The following is a 21,083-nucleotide window of genomic DNA, read 5'->3' on the forward strand; positions in this document are numbered from 1 at the left end:
GGGCAAGCCTCGCACCTACAAAACAGGGTCAGACGCCGAATTGCGCGCGGTAGGCTTCCACCGCCGGCAGATGTTGCTTGAGCACCGGGTCGTCCGCCAGGAACTGCAGGACCTGGGTCAGGGAAACGATGCTCACCACCGGAATGCCGAAGTCGCGCTCGACCTCCTGGATCGCCGACAACTCACCGTTGCCACGCTCCTGACGGTTCAGGGCGATCAACACACCCGCCGCCTTGGCGCCTTCCTGGGATTCGATGATCTGCATCACTTCGCGAATAGCGGTGCCTGCGGTGATCACGTCGTCGATGATCAGCACATCGCCAGTCAATGGCGCGCCGACCAGGCTGCCGCCTTCTCCGTGAGCCTTGGCTTCCTTGCGGTTGAAGCACCATGGCAGATCGTGCTGATGATGCTCGGCCAAGGCCACGGCCGTCGCCGCCGCCAAAGGAATGCCTTTGTACGCAGGGCCGAAAAGCACGTCGAAAGAAATGCCGCTGTCGACAATCGCCGCGGCATAAAAACGCCCCAGCTGCGCCAGGGCCGAACCGCTGTTGAACAGGCCGGCATTGAAGAAGTAAGGACTGGTACGCCCGGACTTCAGGGTGAACTCACCGAAGCGCAAAACCCCGCGATCGATGGCAAAACGAATGAAATCGCGCTGATACGCCTGCATGAAAAAGCCCCAAATACCACGGATTTAGCTAATTAGGTAGACCTCGGGTATCATACACGCACGTGATTTTTGGGGCCATTTATGCGGATCATCAGTGTGAACGTCAATGGTATTCAGGCTGCAGTGGAGCGAGGTTTGCTCAGTTGGCTGCAAGCACAGAATGCCGACGTCATCTGCCTGCAGGACACCCGCGCCTCCGCCTTTGAACTGGACGATCCAGCCTTCCAACTGGATGGCTACTTCCTTTATGCCTGCGATGCCGAAGTTCCCGCCCAAGGCGGTGTGGCTTTGTATTCGCGGTTGCAACCGAAGGCTGTCATCAGCGGTCTCGGCTTCGAGACGGCCGACCGCTACGGGCGCTACCTGCAAGCCGATTTCGACAAGGTCAGCATCGCGACCTTGCTGCTTCCTTCCGGGCAGAACGGCGATGAAGACTTGAACCAGAAGTTCAAGCTTATGGACGACTTCGCCCGTTACCTGGATAAACAGCGGCGCAAACGTCGCGAGTACATTTATTGTGGCTCGCTGTACGTGGCGCAACAGAAGCTGGATATCAAGAACTGGCGTGACAGCCAGCAATCTCCGGGTTTCCTGGCGCCTGAGCGTGCCTGGATGGACGAGATTGTCGGCAACATGGGTTATGTCGACGCCCTGCGCGAAGTCAGCCGCGAAGGCGATCAATACAGCTGGTGGCCGGACAACGAACAGGCCGAAATGCTCAACCTGGGTTGGCGCTTCGACTATCAGTTGCTGACCCCGGGCCTGCGTCGCTTTGTGCGCAGCGCACGCCTGCCACGCCAGCCGCGCTTCTCGCAGCACGCGCCGCTGATCGTGGACTACGACTGGACGCTGACCATCTAAGCGTCTTTTCGCAGCCACAAAAAAGCCGACATCGCTGTCGGCTTTTTTGTGGGCGCTCGTCCTACTTGATCAATCGCCAGGTGAAGGGGTAGCGGTACGCCACCCCTTCATTGGCCTTGACCCCGGCGATGATGGTCAGCACCAGGGCGCCGATCGCCAGCAGACCAAAGAGCAGGAAACCCACCAGCACCACCATCAGCAGGAAGCAGACCAGCGAGGCCAGGGCCACGGTGATCTGAAAGTTCAGCGCCTCCTTGCCCTGGGCATCGATGAACGGGTCCGTCTCGCGCTTCATCTGCCAGAGCACCAGCGGGCCGATCAGGGTACCGAACGGAATCCAGATGCCCAGCAAGGCCGACAGGTGACAGAACATCGCCCACTGACGCACCTCATGGCTCGGGACAGGTTGCGGAAGCTGGTCGTCGTTCATGCTGCTCTCCTTGCTGAAAGCTACCGGGCCATCAGTCAGCCAGGGCTGCCTGTTGCAATTCAAAGATCTCGCTCATGCCTTTCTTGGCCAGCGCCAGCATGGCGTTCAGCTCTTCCGGCTGGAACGGCGCGCCTTCGGCAGTACCCTGGACTTCGATGAAACCGCCGGTGCTGGTCATGACCACGTTGAGGTCGGTCTCGGCCGCCGAGTCTTCCAGGTAATCCAGATCCAGCACCGGCTCGCCCTGGTACATGCCCACGGACACCGCCGCGATCATTTGCTTGATCGGGTCGCCGCCCTTCAGGCCGCCACGCTTCTTGATCACTTTCAACGCATCCACCAGGGCCACCATGGCACCGGTGATCGACGCGGTACGGGTACCGCCGTCTGCCTGGATCACATCGCAGTCGACATACAGGGTGACGTCGCCCAGTTTGGTCATGTCCAGCGCGGCGCGCAGGGAACGACCGATCAGACGCTGGATCTCCAGGGTACGACCGCCTTGCTTGCCGCGACTGGCTTCACGCTGGTTACGCTCGCCGGTGGCACGCGGCAGCATGCCGTATTCGGCGGTCAACCAACCCTGGCCCTGGCCCTTGAGGAAGCGGGGCACGCCGTTCTCGACGCTGACCGTGCAGATCACTTTGGTATCACCGAACTCGACCAGTACAGATCCCTCGGCGTGTTTGGTGTAGTTGCGGGTGATGCGGATCGAGCGGAGCTGATCGGCAGCGCGACCACTTGGACGTTTCATAGGGAAATACCTGTACGGGGACGGAAAACTGCCGATCATTATAGGGCCCGCGGCCTTGCCTGGGCAGTTCTAAAAACCCCGGCCCGTCGGCGACACCTCTGGAATGGCCCTCCGGTCGCTCCGCAGCGCTTTGTCACACCCGCAGTTTGGGAGCATCCACCGCACTGCGCTACAATCCTGCGCCTTCGCAGCCTGTCGGCTTCAATTCATTCATATCGGGCCCGTGCAACCCTCCGCGGTTGGTGGCGGACCTGTATCGGAGGTACCTCCATGGTGCACAGCATGACCGCCTTCGCCCGGGTAGAACGGGCCGGCACTCAGGGCACCCTGAGTTGGGAACTGCGCTCGGTCAACAGCCGTTACCTGGAACCGCACCTGCGCTTGCCGGAGTCCTTTCGCGATCTGGAAGGCGCAGTCCGTGAGGCGCTGCGCCAGGGGCTGTCGCGCGGCAAGCTCGAATGCACCTTGCGCTTCACCGAAGAAACCACCGGCAAACCACTGCAGGTCGACCGAGAGCGCGCCGCGCAACTGGTGGCGGCAGCCGAGTCCGTTGCCAGCCTGATCAAGCAGCCGGCAGCGCTGAACCCACTGGAAGTGCTGGCCTGGCCCGGCGTCCTGGTGGCCGATGCCAGCGACCCACAGGCGCTGAACAATGAAGCCCTGAGCCTGTTCAACCAGGGGCTGAAAGAGTTGAAGAGCGGCCGCGAGCGCGAAGGTGCGGAGCTGGCCCGACTGATCAACGAACGCCTGACCTCCATCGAGGAAGACGTCGTGACCCTGCGCGAACTGGTTCCGCAGATGCTCGCCACCCAGCGCCAGAAAGTGCTCGACCGCTTCGCCGACATGCAGGCCGAGCTGGACCCGACGCGCCTGGAACAGGAAATGGTGCTGCTCGCCCAGAAGAGCGACGTCGCCGAAGAACTGGACCGCCTGAGCACCCACATCATCGAAGTGCGCCGCGTGCTCAAGTCCGGCGGCGCCGCCGGCCGGCGCCTGGACTTCCTGATGCAGGAACTCAACCGCGAAGCCAACACACTGGGCTCCAAGGCCTTCGACCCGCGCAGCACCCAGGCTGCGGTCAACCTCAAGGTGTTGATCGAGCAGATGCGCGAACAAGTACAGAATATTGAGTAAGGCTACCCAGACATGAACCACAGCACCGGCACCCTCTACATCATTTCCGCCCCCTCGGGCGCGGGCAAGACCAGCCTGGTCAAGGCCTTGATCGACGCCGACCCGTCGATCCGCGTTTCCGTTTCCCACACCACCCGCGCCATGCGCCCGGGCGAAGTGGACGGCGTGAACTATCACTTCGTCTCGCGTGAAACGTTCGTGAAGATGGGCGAACACGGCGACTTCCTCGAGCGCGCCGAAGTCTTCGGCAATCTCTATGGCACTTCCCAAAGCCACTTGCAGCAGACCCTGGACGAAGGTCACGACCTGATCCTGGAGATCGACTGGCAAGGTGCCGAGCAGGTGCGCAAGCTGATGCCCCAGGCTCGCTCGATCTTCATCCTGCCGCCGTCCCAGCAGGCCTTGCGCCAGCGCCTGACCAACCGCGGCCAGGACAGCGACGAGATCATCGAAGGCCGGATGCGCGAAGCCGTCAGCGAGATGAGCCACTACGTCGACTATGACTACCTGATCATCAACGACGATTTCGCCCATGCGCTGGACGATCTGAAGGCGATTTTCCGCACCAACCAGCTGCAGCAGAAGCGCCAACAACAGCGTTTCGGCAAATTGCTCGCCGAATTGCTGGGCTGATATAGCACTTCCCAAAACCGCTGCAAGGGCTTTACATTGGCACTTGTAGCGCGTCGGAAAGCTTGGTTAAAAAATCAGCGCTTCCCTAATCGCTGGTGATTTTTTAAACTGTTGAGTCCGCTCGCCCATCCGGGCAGCGCGCATATTGCATTTGCTACGAGGAAGACCATGGCCCGCGTAACCGTTGAAGACTGTCTAGAACACGTGGATAACCGCTTTGAGCTGGTCATGCTCTCTACCAAGCGTGCCCGTCAACTGGCAACCGGCGGCAAAGAGCCGAAAGTAGCATGGGAAAACGACAAGCCTACCGTCGTCGCCCTGCGCGAAATCGCTGAAGGCCTGATCGACTACGCAGCTATCGCCGAAGCCGAAATCGTTGAAGATGAACCGCTTTTTGCTGCTTTCGAGGACGAGTCCAACGAGGCCGTCTAAGCCTATGCCTGGTCGACGTAGCACGGCGCGGGATCACAGCTTACGGCAGGAGTCATCATGCCGAGCATAGACGCCCTCGCCGATCGCTTATCGACCTATCTCGGCACGGACCAGGTCAATCTGGTCCGCCGAGCGTATTTCTACGCCGAACAAGCCCATGACGGTCAGCGCCGTCGCAGCGGCGAGGCGTACGTCACGCACCCATTAGCGGTCGCAAATATTCTCGCCGACATGCATATGGACCATCAGAGCCTGATGGCAGCCATGCTGCATGACGTGATCGAAGACACCGGTATCGCCAAAGAAGCGCTTTGCGCGCAGTTCGGTGAAACCGTGGCCGAACTGGTCGACGGGGTCAGCAAACTGACCCAGATGAACTTCGAGACCAAGGCCGAAGCCCAAGCGGAAAACTTCCAGAAAATGGCCATGGCCATGGCGCGCGACATCCGCGTGATCCTGGTCAAGCTGGCCGACCGCCTGCACAACATGCGCACCCTGGAAGTGCTGTCCGGTGAAAAACGCCGGCGGATCGCCAAGGAAACCCTGGAGATCTACGCGCCCATCGCCAACCGCCTGGGCATGCACAGCATTCGCATCGAATTCGAAGACCTCGGGTTCAAGGCCATGCACCCGATGCGTTCCGCGCGGATCTACCAGGCGGTCAAGCGCGCCCGGGGCAACCGCAAGGAAATCGTCAACAAGATCGAAGAATCCTTGAGCCACTGCCTGGCCATCGACGGCATCCAGGGCGAAGTCAGCGGCCGCCAGAAGCACCTGTACGGCATCTACAAGAAGATGCGCGGCAAACGCCGGGCCTTCAACGAGATCATGGACGTCTATGCGTTCCGGATCATCGTCGACAAGGTCGATACCTGCTACCGCGTGCTCGGCGCCGTACACAATCTGTACAAGCCACTGCCGGGTCGCTTCAAGGATTACATCGCGATTCCCAAGGCCAACGGCTACCAGTCGCTGCATACGACGCTGTTCGGCATGCACGGCGTTCCGATCGAGATCCAGATCCGCACCCGCGAAATGGAAGAGATGGCCAACAACGGCATCGCCGCCCACTGGCTGTACAAATCCAGCGGTGACGAACAGCCGAAGGGCACCCATGCCCGGGCTCGTCAGTGGGTCAAGGGCGTGCTGGAGATGCAGCAACGCGCCGGCAACTCCCTGGAATTCATCGAAAGCGTGAAGATCGACCTGTTCCCGGACGAGGTCTACGTGTTTACGCCGAAGGGCCGAATCATGGAGCTGCCCAAAGGCTCCACGGCGGTGGACTTCGCCTATGCGGTGCATACCGATGTGGGCAACAGCTGCATCGCCTGTCGTATCAATCGCCGCCTGGCGCCGCTGTCCGAACCGCTGCAAAGCGGCTCCACCGTGGAAATCGTCAGCGCCCCGGGCGCACGCCCCAACCCGGCCTGGCTCAACTTCGTGGTCACCGGCAAGGCTCGCACCCACATCCGCCACGCCCTGAAACTGCAACGCCGCTCCGAGTCCATTAGCCTGGGCGAACGCCTGCTGAACAAGGTGCTCAACGGTTTCGACAGCGCACTGGAAAAGATCCCCGCCGAACGCGTGCAAGCGATGCTCACCGAGTATCGCCTGGAGCTGATCGAAGACCTGCTGGAAGACATCGGCCTGGGCAATCGCATGGCTTATGTGGTCGCCCGCCGCCTGCTCGGCGAAGGCGAACAGCTGCCAAGCCCGGAAGGCCCGCTGGCCATTCGCGGCACCGAAGGCCTGGTCCTGAGCTACGCCAAGTGCTGCACGCCGATCCCGGGCGACCCGATTGTCGGGCACCTGTCCGCGGGCAAAGGGATGGTGGTGCACCTGGACAACTGCCGCAACATCAGCGAAATCCGCCACAACCCGGAAAAATGCATCCAGCTTTCGTGGGCCAAGGATGTCACCGGCGAATTCAACGTCGAGCTGCGCGTCGAGCTGGAACACCAGCGTGGCCTGATCGCCCTGCTGGCCAGCAGCGTCAACGCGGCCGACGGCAATATCGAGAAAATCAGCATGGACGAACGGGATGGTCGCATCAGCGTGGTCCAACTGGTGGTCAGCGTGCACGACCGCGTGCACCTGGCCCGCGTGATCAAGAAACTGCGCGCCCTGACCGGGGTCATCCGCATCACTCGCATGCGTGCATAGCTCGCTATATAGCCCGCCCATTACAAGGAGTCATTCATGACCAAGACCGTTATCACCAGCGACAAGGCACCCGCCGCGATCGGCACCTACTCCCAGGCGATCAAGGCAGGCAACACCGTCTACATGTCCGGCCAGATCCCGCTCGACCCAAAGACCATGGAACTGGTGGAAGGCTTCGAAGCCCAGACCGTCCAGGTCTTCGAGAACCTCAAGTCCGTGGCCGAGGCCGCCGGTGGTTCGTTCAAGGACATCGTCAAGCTCAACATCTTCCTCACCGACCTGAGCCACTTCGCCAAGGTCAACGAGATCATGGGCAAGTACTTCCAGCAGCCTTACCCTGCCCGCGCCGCCATCGGCGTTGCCGCCCTGCCAAAAGGCGCACAGGTTGAAATGGATGCCATCCTGGTCATCGAGTAATACGTCCGGCGCGGCTACCCAGGTCGCGCCGTCTTCGTTCTGAAAGGATTTCCTCATGCGCAAAGCGCTAGCCCTCTCGTTGTGCGCCCTGTTCCTCGGTGGCTGTGCCAGCGATCCCGCCGACCGTGACATCAGTGGCACCTGGATCAACCAGGTCGCCATCGACGCCGCCGCCAAAGGCGGACCGCTGCGCGAAGCCCTGCAAAGCTACGGCCCGAACCTGGAATGGGACGTCAACACCAAGGCCAGTCAGGCGCGCTACACCAACGGCTTCGAAAACGTCGAAGGCAAGGTGCTGGCTGAAGAGTCCGGCTCCTGGAAAATCGATTTCTACGGCAGCTCCGCCAGCACATTGAGCCGCGACGGCAAACAGCTGCTGCAAGAAGCCAACGACAACGAGCCGGAACAGGTATTCGATCGTCCCAAGGAGCCAGCACCGGAAGGCGCGCCACTGGGCGCCAACTTCGAGCGCGCGCTGTACTCGGCCTACCTGGGCGGCGAATGGAAAATCGTCAACGGCCCGGGCGAAGGCGGCACCGTGCTGTTCCAGTCCAACGGCCAGGTCATGGGCCTGCCGGGCGCCGATCGCTACGCACTCTGCCTCGCCGGCGACTGTGCGTCGATGAGCGGTGGCTACGATAACCTGTGGCTGCAGCTCAACGGCCAGGGCAACCCCTGGATCTTCGCACGCGACGGCAAGCAGCTGGAGATCTTCCAGACCATCAACGCCTCCCAGGCGGACGAGGTACCTTCCCTCACCCCGGGTACGCGCCAGTGGCTACTGGAAAAACAGTGATCCAGCAAAAAGGAGCCGAAAGGCTCCTTTTTTTATCCAGCGCGATTCAGCCCTGCCCTTCGATAATCTCCGCATAGCCCTCGCGAAAACTCGGATAACGCGGCTCCCAGCCCAGGGCCTTGGCGCGGGCATTGCTGCAGCGCTTGCTGCCGGAGCGCCGCACACTCGAATTCTCCGCCCACTCGGTCACGCCCAGGTACTCCCGTAACCAGTCCACCACCTCGGCCAAAGGCGCTGGCGCATCGTCGACCCCGATGTAGCAGTCCTCAAGCGCCACGCCGCGCCGATCGGCCTGCAGCAGGAAAGCCAACAGCCCCGCAGCGTCGTCGGCATGAATGCGGTTGCCATACAGCGGCGGATCGATGGCCACGCGATACCCCTGGCGCACCTGGCTCAACAGCCATTCCCGCCCCGGGCCGTAAATCCCGGTCAGGCGCACCAGGCTGGCTGGAATGCCGCTCTGCAAAGCCACTTGCTCGGCCTCGAGCATCAGCCGTCCGGAATAGCCGTCGGCCTGCGCCGGCGAAGTTTCGTCGATCCACTCGCCGTCTTTCTGCCCATAGACGCTGCTGCTGGAAACGAACAGCAGGCGCTTCGGCGACTGCCCGTTCTGCTTGAGCCAACCCAGCACATGGGTCAGCCCCTCGACATAGGCCGCGCGGTAGCCCGCCTCGTCATGTTCGGTAGCGGCCGCGCTGTACACCAGGTAATCCAGCGGTGTGGTGGGCCAGGCTACCGGACACTGCTCACTGAAAAGATCGCCCGCCACGCCAATCACCCCTTCCGGTAATTGCGCAACCCTGCGCCGCAGGCCGTAGACCTGCCAGTTTTCAGCCAGCAGTTGCTTCGCCAGACGGCTGCCGACATCACCGCAGCCAGCGATCAGAACAGAAGGGGCGGACATCAGAAAACTCCTATCAGAAAGGCACAGACTAGCGTCGGCAATGGACGAGCGGCTAGCAATCAAAGAAAAAAAGATACTCTATTACTTCTGTTAACAAGAATTAGTTGCAATAATGACGGCCCATTTGTTCTCGGCCCTGCGAGGCCTAGAAGGACACTTACCCTTTTCCCTCTCAGGTCCGGCCAGCATGACACGCAATCAACTCCCCGCTTCGCCAACCCAACGCCCAAGCCCGCTGCGCGCCATGAGCGCGGCCGCAGCGTTGCTGTTCAGCCTGCTGCTGGCACCGACCGCGGCCTTCGCCGATGAGCAGGCCCCGACTGGCGCCTCGACACCTGCGGCAGCCCACGCGCCAGCCGATGCCACGGCACCGGTAGCCACTCCGGTCGCTGCGGTACCGGCACCCGCCGAAGGCGAACCGGCCGAAGACGCGCCTGAAGTCCTCGAAGCGGACAACACCCTGGGTATGGCCCACGACCTGTCCCCTTGGGGCATGTACCAGAACGCCGACATTATCGTGAAGCTGGTGATGATCGGCCTGGCCATCGCCTCGATCATCACCTGGACCATCTGGATCGCCAAAGGCTTCGAGCTGATGGGCGCCAAGCGTCGCCTGCGCGGTGAGATCCTCAACCTGAAAAAGGCCACCACCCTCAAGGAAGCCAGCGTCACCGCCGCCAAAGAAGGCACCCTGGCCAATCTGCTGGTCCACGACGCTCTGGAAGAAATGCGCCTGTCGGCCAACAGCCGCGAGAAAGAAGGCATCAAGGAACGCGTCAGCTTCCGCCTCGAGCGCCTGGTAGCCGCCTGCGGCCGCAACATGAGCAGCGGCACCGGCGTGCTCGCCACCATCGGTTCCACCGCGCCCTTCGTCGGCCTGTTCGGTACCGTGTGGGGCATCATGAACAGCTTCATCGGCATCGCCAAAACCCAGACCACCAACCTCGCCGTCGTCGCCCCCGGCATCGCCGAAGCCCTGCTGGCAACCGCCCTGGGCCTGGTCGCGGCCATTCCGGCGGTGGTCATCTACAACGTCTTCGCCCGCTCCATCGCCGGCTACAAGGCCCAGGTCTCCGACGCTTCCGCAGAAGTCCTGCTGCTGGTCAGCCGTGATCTCGATCACCTGCCGACCGCCGAGCGCTCTGCGCAACCTCATGTGGCCAAAGTAGGGTAATCCGCCATGGGCCTGCATTTGAAAGAAGGCGCAGAAGACGATCTCGCCGAAAACCACGAAATCAACGTCACGCCGTTCATCGACGTGATGCTGGTGCTGCTGATCATCTTCATGGTCGCGGCGCCACTGGCTACCGTGGACATCAAGGTCGACCTCCCGGCCTCGACGGCCAAACCGGCGCCACGCCCCGAGAAACCGGTGTTTCTCAGCGTCAAGGCCGACCAACGCCTGTACCTCGGCGACGACGAAGTGAAAGCCGAAGCCCTCGGCGCCACCCTCGACGCCAAGACCCATGGCAAAAAAGACACGACGATCTTCTTCCAGGCCGACAAAGGCGTGGATTACGGCGACCTGATGAGCGTGATGGATGCCCTGCGGGCCGCCGGATACCTGAAGGTCGGCCTGGTCGGACTTGAGACGGCTACCAAGAAATGATCACGACGCGCCAAAAACTGACGCGTTACAGCGGTAGCCTGGCCATCGTACTGGGGGTCCATGCGGTCGCGATCCTGCTCGCGCTCAACTGGAGCTCCCCCATGCCGGTCGAGCTGCCACCCCAGGCGATGATGGTCGAGCTGGCGCCGCTTCCGGCACCGCCTCCTCCTGCACCGCCCAAGGTCGTGACGCCACCGCAGCCACCGGCTCCGGTCGAAGAGTTGCCGCTGCCCAAACTCGCGGAAGCGCCGAAGCCGACGATTTCCGTGCCCAAGCCGGTCAAACCCAAGCCCAAGCCACAACCGCCCAAGCCTGTGGAGAAAAAGCCGGAACCGCCGAAGGAAAAGCCGAGCGAAGAGAAGCCCAGCGACGCTCCGCCGACGCCCACCGCGGCACCGTCCTCGGCACCTGCTCCGGGTCCGTCGCCGGCCCAGATCGCCGCCAAGGAAAGCTGGCAAGGCACGCTGCTGGCGCACCTGGCCAAGTACAAGAAGTACCCGCCGGGCGCTCAGGCACGCGGCAAGGAAGGCCTGAACCGGCTGCGCTTCGTGGTCGATGCTCAAGGCAACGTGCTGTCCTATGAACTGGTAGGACGCTCGGGCAACGCCGATCTGGACCGGGCCACCCTGGAAATGATCCGCCGCGCCCAGCCGCTGCCCAAGCCGCCGGCGGACATGCTCAACAACGGCTCGATCGAGATCGTCGCGCCCTTCGTTTACTCCCTGGAGAAACGTCGCCGCTGAGCATGACGCACAGGTAATCCCCAGCAAAAAGGCACCCCAAGGTGCCTTTTTGCTTTTCCGGGCATGAGCAACATGGATTGCCCAGTGTCACAGCGAGCATTGAGTCTGATAACGTGCGTCTATCGATTGCAGCCGGTATGCTTGGCCCGCAACCTCATGGACGTCCGCTATGACTCTTACTGAATTACGCTACATCGTTACCCTCGCCCAAGAGCAGCACTTCGGCCACGCGGCCGAGCGTTGCCATGTCAGCCAGCCGACCCTGTCGGTGGGCGTGAAGAAGCTTGAAGACGAACTCGGTGTGCTGATTTTCGAGCGCAGCAAGAGTGCGGTACGTCTGACACCGGTTGGCGAAGGCATTGTCGCCCAGGCGCAAAAGGTCCTCGAACAGGCCCAGGGCATTCGCGAGCTGGCCCAGGCTGGCAAGAACCAGCTGACCGCCCCGCTGAAAGTCGGCGCGATCTACACCGTCGGCCCGTACCTGTTCCCGCACCTGATCCCACAACTGCACCGGGTCGCCCCGCAGATGCCGTTGTATATCGAAGAGAACTTCACCCACGTACTGCGCGACAAGCTGCGCAACGGCGAACTGGACGCGATCATCATCGCCCTGCCGTTCAACGAAGCCGACGTGCTGACTCTGCCGCTGTACGACGAACCCTTCTACGTGCTGATGCCAAGCACCCACCCCTGGACCCAGAAAGAGAGCATCGACGCCAACCTGCTCAACGACAAGAGCCTGTTGCTGCTGGGCGAAGGCCACTGTTTCCGCGACCAGGTACTCGAGGCCTGCCCGACCCTGGCCAAAGGCAACGATGGCGCCAAGCACACCACGGTGGAATCCAGCTCCCTGGAAACCATTCGCCACATGGTCGCTTCCGGCCTTGGCGTCTCGATCCTGCCGCTCTCGGCGGTGGACAGCCATCACTACGCTCCGGGCGTGATCGAAGTGCGGCCGCTGACCGCGCCCGTGCCGTTCCGCACCGTGGCGATCGCCTGGCGCGCCAGCTTCCCGCGGCCGAAAGCCATCGAGATCCTCGCCGACTCGATCCGCCTGTGTTCGGTGGCCAAGCCGCCTGCCGCGAGTTAAGCCGTCGCGATGACTGAGCTGTCGAACGTGCCGGTCACGGCACTCAAGGGCGTCGGCGAAGCCATGGCCGAAAAGCTGGCCAAGGTCGGCCTGGAGAACCTGCAGGACGTGCTGTTCCACCTGCCCCTGCGTTATCAGGACCGTACCCGCGTGGTGCCGATCGGCGCGCTGCGCCCCGGGCAGGACGCGGTGATCGAAGGCACCGTCAGCGGCGCCGACGTGGTGATGGGCAAGCGCCGCAGCCTGCTGGTGCGCCTGCAGGACGGCACCGGCGGGCTCAGCCTGCGCTTCTACCATTTCAGCAACGCGCAGAAGGAAGGCCTCAAGCGCGGCACCCGCGTGCGCTGTTATGGCGAAGCCCGTCCCGGCGCCTCGGGGCTGGAAATCTACCACCCGGAATACCGCGCCATCAGCGGCGATGAACCGCCGCCCGTGGACCAGACCCTGACCCCCATCTACCCGCTCACCGAAGGCCTGACCCAGCAGCGCCTGCGCATGCTGTGCCAGCAGAGCCTGGCCCTGCTCGGCCCGCGCAGCCTGCCGGACTGGCTGCCGCAAGAGCTGGCGCGGGACTACCAGCTGGCGCCGCTGGACGATGCGATTCGCTACCTGCACCACCCGCCGGCCGACGCCGATGTCGACGAGCTGGCCCTGGGTCACCATTGGGCACAGCATCGCCTGGCGTTCGAGGAACTGCTGACCCATCAGCTGTCCCAGCAGCGCCTGCGCGAAAGCCTGCGCTCGCAACTCGCCCCGGCGCTGCCCAAGGCTACCCGGCTGCCGGCGCAGTACCTGAAGAACCTCGGCTTTCCGCCCACTGGGGCGCAGCAGCGGGTCGGCAACGAGATCGCCTACGACCTCAGCCAGCCAGAACCGATGCTGCGGCTGATCCAGGGCGACGTGGGGGCCGGCAAGACCGTGGTCGCCGCCCTTGCCGCCCTGCAGGCGCTGGAGGCCGGCTATCAGGTGGCGCTGATGGCGCCGACCGAGATCCTCGCCGAACAGCACTTCATCACCTTCAAGCGCTGGCTCGAGCCGCTGGGGCTGGAAGTCGCCTGGCTGGCCGGCAAGCTCAAGGGCAAGAACCGCACAGCGGCCCTGGAACAGATCGCCGCCGGCGCGCCGATGGTGGTCGGCACCCACGCGCTGTTCCAGGACGAAGTGCAGTTCAAGAACCTGGCGCTGGTGATCATCGACGAACAACACCGCTTCGGCGTGCAGCAGCGCCTGGCCCTCCGCCAGAAGGGCGTGGGCGGACGCCTGTGCCCGCACCAGCTGATCATGACCGCCACGCCGATTCCACGGACCCTGGCCATGAGCGCCTACGCCGACCTGGACACCTCGATCCTCGACGAACTGCCCCCAGGCCGCACGCCGGTGAACACCGTGCTGGTGACCGACTCGCGCCGCGTCGAGGTCATCGAGCGGGTGCGCGCCGCCTGCGCCGAAGGGCGCCAGGCCTATTGGGTGTGCACGCTGATCGAGGAATCCGAAGAGCTGACCTGCCAGGCCGCGGAAACCACTTACGAAGACCTGAGCAGCGCCCTGGGCGAACTGCGGGTCGGCCTGATCCACGGGCGCATGAAGCCGGCGGAAAAAGCCGAGGTCATGGGCCAGTTCAAGGCCGGAGAGTTGCAGCTGCTGGTGGCCACCACCGTGATCGAAGTCGGCGTCGATGTGCCCAATGCCAGCCTGATGATCATCGAGAACCCCGAGCGCCTGGGCCTGGCCCAGTTGCACCAGCTGCGCGGTCGCGTTGGTCGGGGCAGCGCCGCCAGCCATTGCGTCATGCTCTACCATCCTCCCTTGTCGCAGATCGGCCGCCAGCGCCTGGGCATCATGCGCGAAACCAACGACGGTTTTGTCATCGCCGAAAAGGACCTGGAACTGCGCGGCCCCGGCGAGATGCTCGGCACCCGCCAGACCGGCCTGCTGCAATTCAAGGTCGCCGACCTGATGCGTGACGCCGACTTGCTGCCGGCCGTGCGCGATGCCGCCCAGGCCTTGCTGGAGCGCTGGCCGCACCACGTCAGCCCGCTGCTGGAACGCTGGCTGCGCCACGGGCAGCAATACGGCCAAGTGTGAGCAGTGTCTCAGTTAAGGGGCGAATGCCCCGATCAAGCTGGTTATACTCCTGAAATTGTTTGAAAACGGATACAGACCATGACAGAAGTTGCCCTCGCCACCGCAGCCCCGCACGCTCCGTCTGTAATCCGGCTGCTGCTCGGCAAACTGAACATCGGCTTCACGGAAGTCCTCGACCACCCGGGCCTGCCAGCCGCGCGCAAGGTACAGGCCGTCCTGCTGGATGACGCCGTCGGTGCGCTGATGGTGCTGTTCCCGCAGAGCCAGTTGCTGGACCTCAATCGCCTCGCCGAATTGACCGGCCGCCGCCTGACCGCCGTCTCCACGGAACGCCTGGAGCGCATGCTCGGCAAACACAACCTGAGCCTGCTGCCCGGCCTGCCGGCGCTCACCAGCTCGCCCTGCCTGTATGAAGAAAGCCTGCTGCGCGAGCCGCTCCTGCTGATCAACTCCGGCGAACCGGGCCTGCTGCTGGAAATCACCAGCGACGCCTTCAAGAGCATGCTGAGCAAGGCCAGCGCCGGCAACTTCGGCGAAGCCCTGAGCAGCATCCGCCCGAACCTCGACCGCCCGGACGACGACCGCGAGGAAATCACCCAGGCCATGCAGGCCTTCACCGCCCGGCGCATCCAGCAACGCCTGGAAGCGACCATCGAGATTCCGCCGCTCGCCGAAACCGCGCAGAAGATCATCAAGCTGCGGGTCGACCCCAACGCCACCATCGACGACATCACCGGCGTGGTGGAAACCGACCCGGCCCTGGCCGCGCAAGTGGTGAGCTGGGCGGCTTCGCCCTACTACGCCTCGCCGGGCAAGATCCGCTCGGTGGAAGACGCCATCGTCCGCGTGCTGGGCTTCGACCTGGTGATCAACCTGGCGCTGGGCCTGGCCCTGGGCAAGACCCTGAGCCTGCCCAAGGACCATCCGCAACACAGCACGCCGTACTGGCAGCAGTCGATCTACACCGCCGCCGTCATCGAAGGCCTGACCCGCGCCATGCCGCGCGCCCAGCGCCCGGAATCCGGCCTGACCTACCTCGCCGGCCTGCTGCACAACTTCGGCTACCTGCTGCTGGCCCACGTCTTCCCGCCGCACTTCTCGCTGATCTGCCGCCACCTGGAGGTCAACCCGCACCTGTGCCACAGCTACGTGGAACAGCACCTGCTGGGCATCAGCCGCGAGCAGATCGGCGCCTGGCTGATGCGCTACTGGGATATGCCGGACGAGCTGTCCACCGCCCTGCGCTTCCAGCACGACCCGAGCTATGACGGCGCCTACGCCGAATACCCGAACCTGGTATGCCTGGCCGTGCGCCTGCTGCGCAGCCGCGGCATCGGCTCCGGCCCCGTCGAAGACATCCCTGACGCCCTGCTCGAACGTCTCGGTCTATCCCGCGATAAAGCCGAAGACGTGGTCAGCAAAGTCCTGGAAGCCGAAGTGCTGCTGCGCGAACTGGCCTCGCAGTTCAGCCAGCACTGACACCCAGAAAAAAGCCCCGCTCCTGTAGGAGCGAGGCTTGCCCGCGATCATCTTCCGGCTGGTATACAGCTCGCCCTCAAGCCTTCGGCTTGGCCTTCTTCGGTTTCAGGTACTTGGTCAGCCCCTGGAACCAGATCACCAGCGCCGGGTTGCCCTTGATCTGGATCGACTTGTCCTGAATCCCGGTCATAAAGGCCAATTGCTTGTTCTTCGCCTGCATCGTGGCAAAACCATAGGCCGCATCCTTGAAGGCAATGGCGAACGCCGGCTCGGGATACACACCAGACTTACTGGTAATCCGCTGGTCCTTCACCCGGAAATGCCGCGCCACCTTGCCATCCAGCGTCTGCAGTTGGAACACCAGTTCCTTGTCACCCAACTGCTGCTGGAACGCAGGATTGGTCCGGCTGGCCTTGCCCATCAACAGCCCCATCATCCACAGCAGAAAACGAAATTTCATGCGCAAAGCCCCAAAGAAAAAATGAACGGCTGGCGCAGTGTAGCGGCTTCGGAAGGGAACGCCACAGTTATGCAGCGTTAAGGGAAGATGAACGCGTTATTGGGGATTATGACTGCCAAGTCACGCTTATTTACGAGCAGCCTTTATAAGTCGTCACGAAGAGACCTGCTCATAACCCTGTGAATCCTGAAACCTGCTCCAGCCTCATCCACTCCTGGGCCAGGCAATAGCCAGCACTCCAGACAACAGGCTCAAGGCGAGCAGCACTTTGGCAACCAGGAACGCAACGTCGACGGAGCCGGAAATGCTCCCACTGCCGCTTGCCCCGCCAGCAATGCCAGCCAGCCCGAGCAAAGCGCTGAGTATCGAGATGGCAAGCAGTAAAATCGCCAGGACCGTGAATATCTTATGCATTATGCGGCTCCTTGATCGGGACAGCCCATAGGTCGCGTTTTGATGCTTCGCATAGGCTCGTTGAAGCTATTTTTTCGGGATACTTCTCGTTGTGGGGTTTCTCTTAATAATCGTCATCGCGTCCGGTTGGTTTCCAGTTGATGTCTTTGTCGGCGTGATAGCCCTGCACAGGGTTCGGTGGCAGTGGGTGGTCTTTGGCCAGATTGGGGAAGCGCAAGTCTGGATTATTGGCTAGCTCCCTAGATACTTTGTAGTATGCATCTTCAATCTTCTTGTCTGTATTATAAGAAAACTTACCATTTTGAAATACATTTTCTATTTCCATGGCACCTTTCCGCTCACCTAGGGCTGCAGCTCTCTGATAATAATGCAAGGCAACAGGGTAGTTCCTATCCAAGATCTCGTAGTATGTGGCCAACTCATAATTCGCGCTTGCATCGTTTTGATCTGCAGCACAGCGTAGATAGGAAACCCCTAGATCTCTTTTCTTCGCCTCATAAATATAGATATTTCCCAGCCTGACTTGAGCTATCGGGTTACCTACATCTCCCGCCTTGAGTAAATATATTACTGATTGCCTATCAGACTGCACCACACCGACGCCTCTTTTGGTCATTGCACTCATATCGTAATAACCCAGCGGCACCTGTAGCTTGACCATTTCCAGATACAGATCAATAGCTTTATTCGTATCCTTGACTACCCCATCACCGCGTAAATATAGCTCTGCAAGGTTGTGCATCGCTTTCCAATGGTTCTTTTCTACAGCCTGCTGATACAGGCTGGCCACTTTGCTCCAGTCGGCCGGACGCTCTTTACTAAGTACCCGAGCTTGCTTAAACCATTGGTCTGCTTGCTGGTCCAGAGGCGGAGCAGTGTCTTTTTCATGAACACACTTGAAATCGTATGCCATGGAAAAACCACTGCTGCCCAATAGCACAACAGCCAGCAGTGCTTTAATAGTCGTCATTACGTCCGGTCGGTTTCCAGTTGATGTCTTTATCTGCGTGATAACCCTGCACAGGGTTCGGTGGAAGCGGGTGATCTTTGGCCAGATTGGGAAAGCGCAAATCTGGATTTTTGGCAAGTTCCCTGGATACTTTGTAGTATGCATCTTCAGTCTTCTTGTCTTTATTATAAGAAAACTTACCATTTTGAAATACATCTTCTATTTCCATGGCTCCTTTCCGCTCACCTAACGCTGCAGCTCGTTGATAATAATGCATGGAGACAGGGTAATTTTTGTCTACCGACTCATAATATGTACCAAGCTTGTATGCAGCATCTGCATAATCCTGACTTTCGGCGCACTTCAGATAGTTGATACCAACAGAATCTTTATTTTTTTCATATATATAAATGTAACCAATCCTTGTTTGAGCTTGAGGGCTTCCCAATTCTGCTGCCTTAATCAGAAATTGCATGGCAGTCCTGTCTGATTGCACAACACCAATTCCTCTTTGTGTCATTACGCTCATATCGTAGTAACCCAGCGGAACCTGCAACTGTGTCATTTTCAGGTATAAGTCAATCGCCTTATTCGTGTCCTTAGAAACCCCATCACCACGTAGATGTAACTCCGCAAGGTTATGCATTGCTTTCCAGTGATCTTTATCTACTGCTTGTTGGTATAGATGGGCGGCTTTGGGCCAGTCAGGCAAGCGCTCTTTACTGATAGATCGAGCTTGTTTGAACCATTCGTCAGCTTGTTGGTTCAGAGGGGGAGCAGTGTCCTTCTCATGCACACATTTGAATTCGTAAGCCATAACCGGGACTCCATAAAAAAATAAAAACAGAGCAAATATCGATCTAATCAAGGGCTTTTGCATAAGGTGTCACCACATCCCAAAATCTGACTAAGTTTCCATTTAGTGGTAGTTTTTTCTTTTGATTTTCCCAATTCTTGGTGATGATCGCGTCCCATTTTTCATAATCATCTTGAATATTATCGATTAAAAAGGGTGTCTTCTTACTTACCCCTTTCCCCGAATGCATCCCCCACAACCGCTCCCGCCAGGTCCGGGTGGTTTGCGGGCTTGGCATGGCGATATTCAGTTCGGAGTCCGAGTTCAGGCTGCGTTCGTTGATGTTGGCGGAGCCTAGGGTGAAGAACAGGTCGTCCACCAGCAGCAGCTTGCTGTGCACATAGATGGACTTGTATTGCGCCATGCCTTGTTCCGGGCCGAGGTGTTCGGTGATATCGCGTTCGGTCTGGCGTTGCTCGCGTGTCTTGGCAGTAGCCGTTTCGCCGCCGTCCTTGCAACTGACCAGGGTCGCGATAATGATTTTCAAACCCTTGGGCGGCAGCAGCTCCGGCTCCAGCTCGCGAGCCGCAGCCTGGTTGTAGTGCTTGTTGGGGTCCATGGCCAGGAGTTCATCGGTATGGCTCGAATCGATACCCTGCTCATTCATTTGCGTCTGCACCTTGGCCAGTTCCTGATCGCGTGTCGGCGATTCGTCGCGGGCCTTCAGTTCGCGCTGGCGATAGGCAAGCTGGCGTTGATCGTAGAGCAGGTCGCGGTGGGCCAGGGGCATCAGTTCACCCTGCCCAAGGGTGTCGAGCATCTCATAGGTGGAGCTGGAGTAGTGCCCGCTCTCCGGGTTGTTGGTAACCACGAACAGGTGCAGGTCCTGTTGTTTGCCGGCAGCGACGTAGTCGGCGGCAACTTTCTTCAGGCGTTCGGCCAGCGGTTTGTAGCGGAAGTACTGGTTCTCGATATAGGCGTACTGATGCACATTGCCCAGGGCCTTTTCATATACCTCGAGAATGGTTTTTTCCGGGCCTTCCTCCGGTTGGGTCCGGCAAATCTGCGCGGGCTCTCCGCCGTCACGAATCAGGCTCAGCGGTTTGACCGAAGAGCGCTCATGGTTCAGGGTGCCCTTGAAGACGCGGCGTATCCAGCTGCTGCTTTTGTCCCAGGCATTGCAGAAGTTGTGATTGAGGTCGAACAGCACCGGACCGAGTACGTGCAGTGAGAGGTCCTGCCAGGGGCCAAAGCCCTGGTCACGCTTGCCGGCTTCGTCGTCGTAGGCGTGGGCAGTGGTGTCCCAGTAGTTGCGCTGCAGGTTATGGCCCATCACGAAGCCTTCCGCCTTTTGCGGGTCCATGTAGTCGATCACCAGGGTTTTCTGGTGATGGCTGGGAAATAGGCTCAGGACCAACATCTGCATGAAGGGTACATCGTGAGACTCGTCCTTGAGCATTCGCCATAGGATGGCAAGGCGCCCCCAATGCATCCGCAGGCCATTCTGATCGTCGTAGGTCAACTGTCCTAAGAACTCGAAATCTCTTGTACGAAACTCGATATTGCGGGCTTCGCGACTGTGTACCCAGCGATGCCAATCGCGGGTCTTGACCTGTTCGTTCGGGTCCTGGACCGTTCCCCCCGAATCGCTGCCCTTGGTGTAGCCGCTGTCCAGGTCGTCCAGGCTTTTCTGGATGTCGATCAGACGGTTACGCGAGGTGCGTCGGCCGGACTCGTCGTTTGCCGAGAGCTTCTCCAGACGCACCTGCTCCTCCTGCTGCTTTCGCAGAAGTTTTTGCCGTTTGACCTCCCGGGCACTGGTATCAGCCGGCTTACCCGCGGTCAGACCGGAGCCTGCCGAGGTCCCACCCTCGCCGCTCCAGCCCTCACCGATAACCGAGTTTTCAACGAACTGGGCCGCCCGGTTGTTCCAGATCAGTACCCGCACCTCGACGCCCTGGTCAGCCTTCTGCTTGAGCAACTCACCCAGGCTGAGGCTGTCGGCTGAAGCTCGGTTGAGACGCAACCCCGGGTCGAAGCCCCAGCTGATGAGATCAATACTTTTCGTGGCTTTCTGGATGCATTCATAGACTTTGCCGAAGGCTTCCTCGCCACACACCAGCGGCGTCACCACGTTGCCTGCCGGACGTGGCGGGCTTAGCGGATTGTTCTTGTGGGCGAACCAATCCGAGGTCAGGGTTGCGGCGCTTTCTTCAAGCGAGATCGACAGTTTCTGATCGAGGTATGTCATGGAGTGCTTC

The 21,083-nt window shown here is 60.7% G+C and carries 22 protein-coding genes; 13 read left to right on the forward strand and 9 right to left on the reverse strand.

Annotated features, from left to right (window positions below):
- Positions 1–28: 28 nt before the first annotated feature.
- Positions 29–673: an orotate phosphoribosyltransferase gene (gene pyrE / locus J4D52_RS02120; protein ID WP_063433397.1), complete on the reverse strand. Its 645-nt coding sequence runs from the start codon at positions 671–673 to the stop codon at positions 29–31.
- 81 nt (positions 674–754) lie between these two features.
- Between pyrE and J4D52_RS02125 the strand changes: the two genes are divergently transcribed.
- Positions 755–1,534, forward strand: coding sequence for an exodeoxyribonuclease III (locus J4D52_RS02125; RefSeq protein ID WP_003176915.1), 780 nt, complete (start codon positions 755–757; stop codon positions 1,532–1,534).
- A gap of 61 nt (positions 1,535–1,595) precedes the next feature.
- Here J4D52_RS02125 and J4D52_RS02130 read toward each other — a convergent pair whose 3' ends face one another.
- Positions 1,596–1,964, reverse strand: coding sequence for a DUF4870 domain-containing protein (locus J4D52_RS02130; protein WP_007921123.1), 369 nt, complete (start codon positions 1,962–1,964; stop codon positions 1,596–1,598).
- A 31-nt stretch (positions 1,965–1,995) separates the two neighbouring features.
- On the reverse strand, positions 1,996–2,718 hold the full coding sequence (gene rph, locus J4D52_RS02135) for a ribonuclease PH (protein ID WP_007921124.1): 723 nt from the start codon (positions 2,716–2,718) through the stop codon (positions 1,996–1,998).
- 270 nt (positions 2,719–2,988) lie between these two features.
- Here rph and J4D52_RS02140 point away from each other — a divergent pair, with 270 nt between their 5' ends.
- The 6 genes from J4D52_RS02140 to J4D52_RS02165 all read left to right on the forward strand — a co-directional run bounded on the left by J4D52_RS02140 (position 2,989) and on the right by J4D52_RS02165 (position 8,293).
- Positions 2,989–3,852, forward strand: a complete 864-nt coding sequence (locus tag J4D52_RS02140) for a YicC/YloC family endoribonuclease (protein WP_007921125.1) — start codon at positions 2,989–2,991, stop codon at positions 3,850–3,852.
- Between the two features lie 12 nt (positions 3,853–3,864).
- Positions 3,865–4,485, forward strand: a complete 621-nt coding sequence (gene gmk, locus J4D52_RS02145) for a guanylate kinase (RefSeq protein WP_102676138.1) — start codon at positions 3,865–3,867, stop codon at positions 4,483–4,485.
- 168 nt (positions 4,486–4,653) lie between these two features.
- The gene (gene rpoZ, locus J4D52_RS02150) at positions 4,654–4,917 is read left to right on the forward strand and encodes a DNA-directed RNA polymerase subunit omega (RefSeq protein ID WP_007921129.1); all 264 of its coding nucleotides are present in this window, start codon (positions 4,654–4,656) and stop codon (positions 4,915–4,917) included.
- Positions 4,918–4,974: 57 nt separating this feature from the next.
- Positions 4,975–7,080 carry a bifunctional GTP diphosphokinase/guanosine-3',5'-bis pyrophosphate 3'-pyrophosphohydrolase gene (spoT, locus tag J4D52_RS02155; RefSeq protein WP_025807013.1) on the forward strand — a complete coding sequence of 702 codons (2,106 nt, stop codon included), beginning with the start codon at positions 4,975–4,977 and terminating at the stop codon, positions 7,078–7,080.
- A gap of 36 nt (positions 7,081–7,116) precedes the next feature.
- The gene (locus tag J4D52_RS02160) at positions 7,117–7,497 is read left to right on the forward strand and encodes a RidA family protein (protein ID WP_007921133.1); all 381 of its coding nucleotides are present in this window, start codon (positions 7,117–7,119) and stop codon (positions 7,495–7,497) included.
- Between the two features lie 55 nt (positions 7,498–7,552).
- On the forward strand, positions 7,553–8,293 hold the full coding sequence (locus J4D52_RS02165; protein ID WP_097306480.1) for a hypothetical protein: 741 nt from the start codon (positions 7,553–7,555) through the stop codon (positions 8,291–8,293).
- Positions 8,294–8,339: 46 nt separating this feature from the next.
- On the opposite strand, the gene J4D52_RS02170 is transcribed toward J4D52_RS02165, so the two are convergent.
- Positions 8,340–9,197: an SDR family oxidoreductase gene (locus J4D52_RS02170; protein WP_102676137.1), complete on the reverse strand. Its 858-nt coding sequence runs from the start codon at positions 9,195–9,197 to the stop codon at positions 8,340–8,342.
- A gap of 187 nt (positions 9,198–9,384) precedes the next feature.
- On the opposite strand from J4D52_RS02170, the gene exbB reads away from it, so the two are divergent.
- The 6 genes from exbB to J4D52_RS02200 all read left to right on the forward strand — a co-directional run bounded on the left by exbB (position 9,385) and on the right by J4D52_RS02200 (position 16,203).
- Positions 9,385–10,371, forward strand: coding sequence for a tonB-system energizer ExbB (gene exbB, locus J4D52_RS02175; RefSeq protein ID WP_025807010.1), 987 nt, complete (start codon positions 9,385–9,387; stop codon positions 10,369–10,371).
- 6 nt (positions 10,372–10,377) lie between these two features.
- Complete coding sequence (exbD, locus tag J4D52_RS02180; protein ID WP_044465779.1) at positions 10,378–10,806, forward strand: TonB system transport protein ExbD; 429 nt, start codon at positions 10,378–10,380, stop codon at positions 10,804–10,806.
- Positions 10,803–11,549 (forward strand): energy transducer TonB, encoded by a 747-nt coding sequence (locus J4D52_RS02185; protein ID WP_007921144.1) that lies wholly within the window; start codon positions 10,803–10,805, stop codon positions 11,547–11,549. The genes exbD and J4D52_RS02185 overlap by 4 nt, the downstream gene beginning before the upstream one ends.
- A gap of 169 nt (positions 11,550–11,718) precedes the next feature.
- Positions 11,719–12,639 carry a hydrogen peroxide-inducible genes activator gene (locus J4D52_RS02190; RefSeq protein WP_025807009.1) on the forward strand — a complete coding sequence of 307 codons (921 nt, stop codon included), beginning with the start codon at positions 11,719–11,721 and terminating at the stop codon, positions 12,637–12,639.
- Positions 12,640–12,648: 9 nt separating this feature from the next.
- Complete coding sequence (gene recG / locus J4D52_RS02195) at positions 12,649–14,724, forward strand: ATP-dependent DNA helicase RecG (RefSeq protein WP_025807008.1); 2,076 nt, start codon at positions 12,649–12,651, stop codon at positions 14,722–14,724.
- Between the two features lie 78 nt (positions 14,725–14,802).
- Positions 14,803–16,203 (forward strand): aminoacyl-tRNA deacylase and HDOD domain-containing protein, encoded by a 1,401-nt coding sequence (locus tag J4D52_RS02200; protein ID WP_009051575.1) that lies wholly within the window; start codon positions 14,803–14,805, stop codon positions 16,201–16,203.
- A gap of 76 nt (positions 16,204–16,279) precedes the next feature.
- Here J4D52_RS02200 and J4D52_RS02205 read toward each other — a convergent pair whose 3' ends face one another.
- The 5 genes from J4D52_RS02205 to J4D52_RS02225 all read right to left on the reverse strand — a co-directional run bounded on the left by J4D52_RS02205 (position 16,280) and on the right by J4D52_RS02225 (position 21,073).
- Positions 16,280–16,663: a hypothetical protein gene (locus J4D52_RS02205; RefSeq protein WP_009051576.1), complete on the reverse strand. Its 384-nt coding sequence runs from the start codon at positions 16,661–16,663 to the stop codon at positions 16,280–16,282.
- Between the two features lie 204 nt (positions 16,664–16,867).
- Positions 16,868–17,077 (reverse strand): hypothetical protein, encoded by a 210-nt coding sequence (locus tag J4D52_RS02210; RefSeq protein WP_102676135.1) that lies wholly within the window; start codon positions 17,075–17,077, stop codon positions 16,868–16,870.
- Between the two features lie 103 nt (positions 17,078–17,180).
- Positions 17,181–18,047, reverse strand: a complete 867-nt coding sequence (locus J4D52_RS02215) for a tetratricopeptide repeat protein (RefSeq protein ID WP_102676134.1) — start codon at positions 18,045–18,047, stop codon at positions 17,181–17,183.
- A complete protein-coding gene (locus tag J4D52_RS02220) occupies positions 18,034–18,843 on the reverse strand; it encodes a tetratricopeptide repeat protein (RefSeq protein ID WP_158246962.1) in 810 nt (269 codons plus the stop codon). The genes J4D52_RS02215 and J4D52_RS02220 overlap by 14 nt, the downstream gene beginning before the upstream one ends.
- A gap of 43 nt (positions 18,844–18,886) precedes the next feature.
- Positions 18,887–21,073: a phosphatidylserine/phosphatidylglycerophosphate/cardiolipin synthase family protein gene (locus J4D52_RS02225; RefSeq protein WP_102676133.1), complete on the reverse strand. Its 2,187-nt coding sequence runs from the start codon at positions 21,071–21,073 to the stop codon at positions 18,887–18,889.
- Positions 21,074–21,083: the final 10 nt, after the last annotated feature.

Source organism: Pseudomonas sp. GW460-12-10-14-TSB1 (assembly GCF_017349775.1).
Classification (GTDB): domain Bacteria; phylum Pseudomonadota; class Gammaproteobacteria; order Pseudomonadales; family Pseudomonadaceae; genus Aquipseudomonas; species Aquipseudomonas piscium.

Bases quoted from the DNA above. Each gene is read 5' to 3' on its own strand.
- pyrE (WP_063433397.1), bottom strand. From the start codon at position 673: ATGCAGGCGTATCAGCGCGATTTCATTCGTTTTGCCATCGATCGCGGG.
- J4D52_RS02225 (WP_102676133.1), bottom strand. From the start codon at position 21,073: ATGACATACCTCGATCAGAAACTGTCGATCTCGCTTGAAGAAAGCGCC.
- recG (WP_025807008.1), top strand. From the start codon at position 12,649: ATGACTGAGCTGTCGAACGTGCCGGTCACGGCACTCAAGGGCGTCGGC.
- rph (WP_007921124.1), bottom strand. From the start codon at position 2,718: ATGAAACGTCCAAGTGGTCGCGCTGCCGATCAGCTCCGCTCGATCCGC.
- J4D52_RS02170 (WP_102676137.1), bottom strand. From the start codon at position 9,197: ATGTCCGCCCCTTCTGTTCTGATCGCTGGCTGCGGTGATGTCGGCAGC.
- rpoZ (WP_007921129.1), top strand. From the start codon at position 4,654: ATGGCCCGCGTAACCGTTGAAGACTGTCTAGAACACGTGGATAACCGC.
- J4D52_RS02205 (WP_009051576.1), bottom strand. From the start codon at position 16,663: ATGAAATTTCGTTTTCTGCTGTGGATGATGGGGCTGTTGATGGGCAAG.
- J4D52_RS02140 (WP_007921125.1), top strand. From the start codon at position 2,989: ATGGTGCACAGCATGACCGCCTTCGCCCGGGTAGAACGGGCCGGCACT.
- J4D52_RS02210 (WP_102676135.1), bottom strand. From the start codon at position 17,077: ATGCATAAGATATTCACGGTCCTGGCGATTTTACTGCTTGCCATCTCG.
- exbB (WP_025807010.1), top strand. From the start codon at position 9,385: ATGACACGCAATCAACTCCCCGCTTCGCCAACCCAACGCCCAAGCCCG.
- J4D52_RS02130 (WP_007921123.1), bottom strand. From the start codon at position 1,964: ATGAACGACGACCAGCTTCCGCAACCTGTCCCGAGCCATGAGGTGCGT.
- J4D52_RS02125 (WP_003176915.1), top strand. From the start codon at position 755: ATGCGGATCATCAGTGTGAACGTCAATGGTATTCAGGCTGCAGTGGAG.
- spoT (WP_025807013.1), top strand. From the start codon at position 4,975: ATGCCGAGCATAGACGCCCTCGCCGATCGCTTATCGACCTATCTCGGC.
- exbD (WP_044465779.1), top strand. From the start codon at position 10,378: ATGGGCCTGCATTTGAAAGAAGGCGCAGAAGACGATCTCGCCGAAAAC.
- J4D52_RS02160 (WP_007921133.1), top strand. From the start codon at position 7,117: ATGACCAAGACCGTTATCACCAGCGACAAGGCACCCGCCGCGATCGGC.
- J4D52_RS02200 (WP_009051575.1), top strand. From the start codon at position 14,803: ATGACAGAAGTTGCCCTCGCCACCGCAGCCCCGCACGCTCCGTCTGTA.
- gmk (WP_102676138.1), top strand. From the start codon at position 3,865: ATGAACCACAGCACCGGCACCCTCTACATCATTTCCGCCCCCTCGGGC.
- J4D52_RS02165 (WP_097306480.1), top strand. From the start codon at position 7,553: ATGCGCAAAGCGCTAGCCCTCTCGTTGTGCGCCCTGTTCCTCGGTGGC.
- J4D52_RS02190 (WP_025807009.1), top strand. From the start codon at position 11,719: ATGACTCTTACTGAATTACGCTACATCGTTACCCTCGCCCAAGAGCAG.
- J4D52_RS02185 (WP_007921144.1), top strand. From the start codon at position 10,803: ATGATCACGACGCGCCAAAAACTGACGCGTTACAGCGGTAGCCTGGCC.
- J4D52_RS02220 (WP_158246962.1), bottom strand. From the start codon at position 18,843: ATGGCTTACGAATTCAAATGTGTGCATGAGAAGGACACTGCTCCCCCT.
- J4D52_RS02215 (WP_102676134.1), bottom strand. From the start codon at position 18,047: ATGACGACTATTAAAGCACTGCTGGCTGTTGTGCTATTGGGCAGCAGT.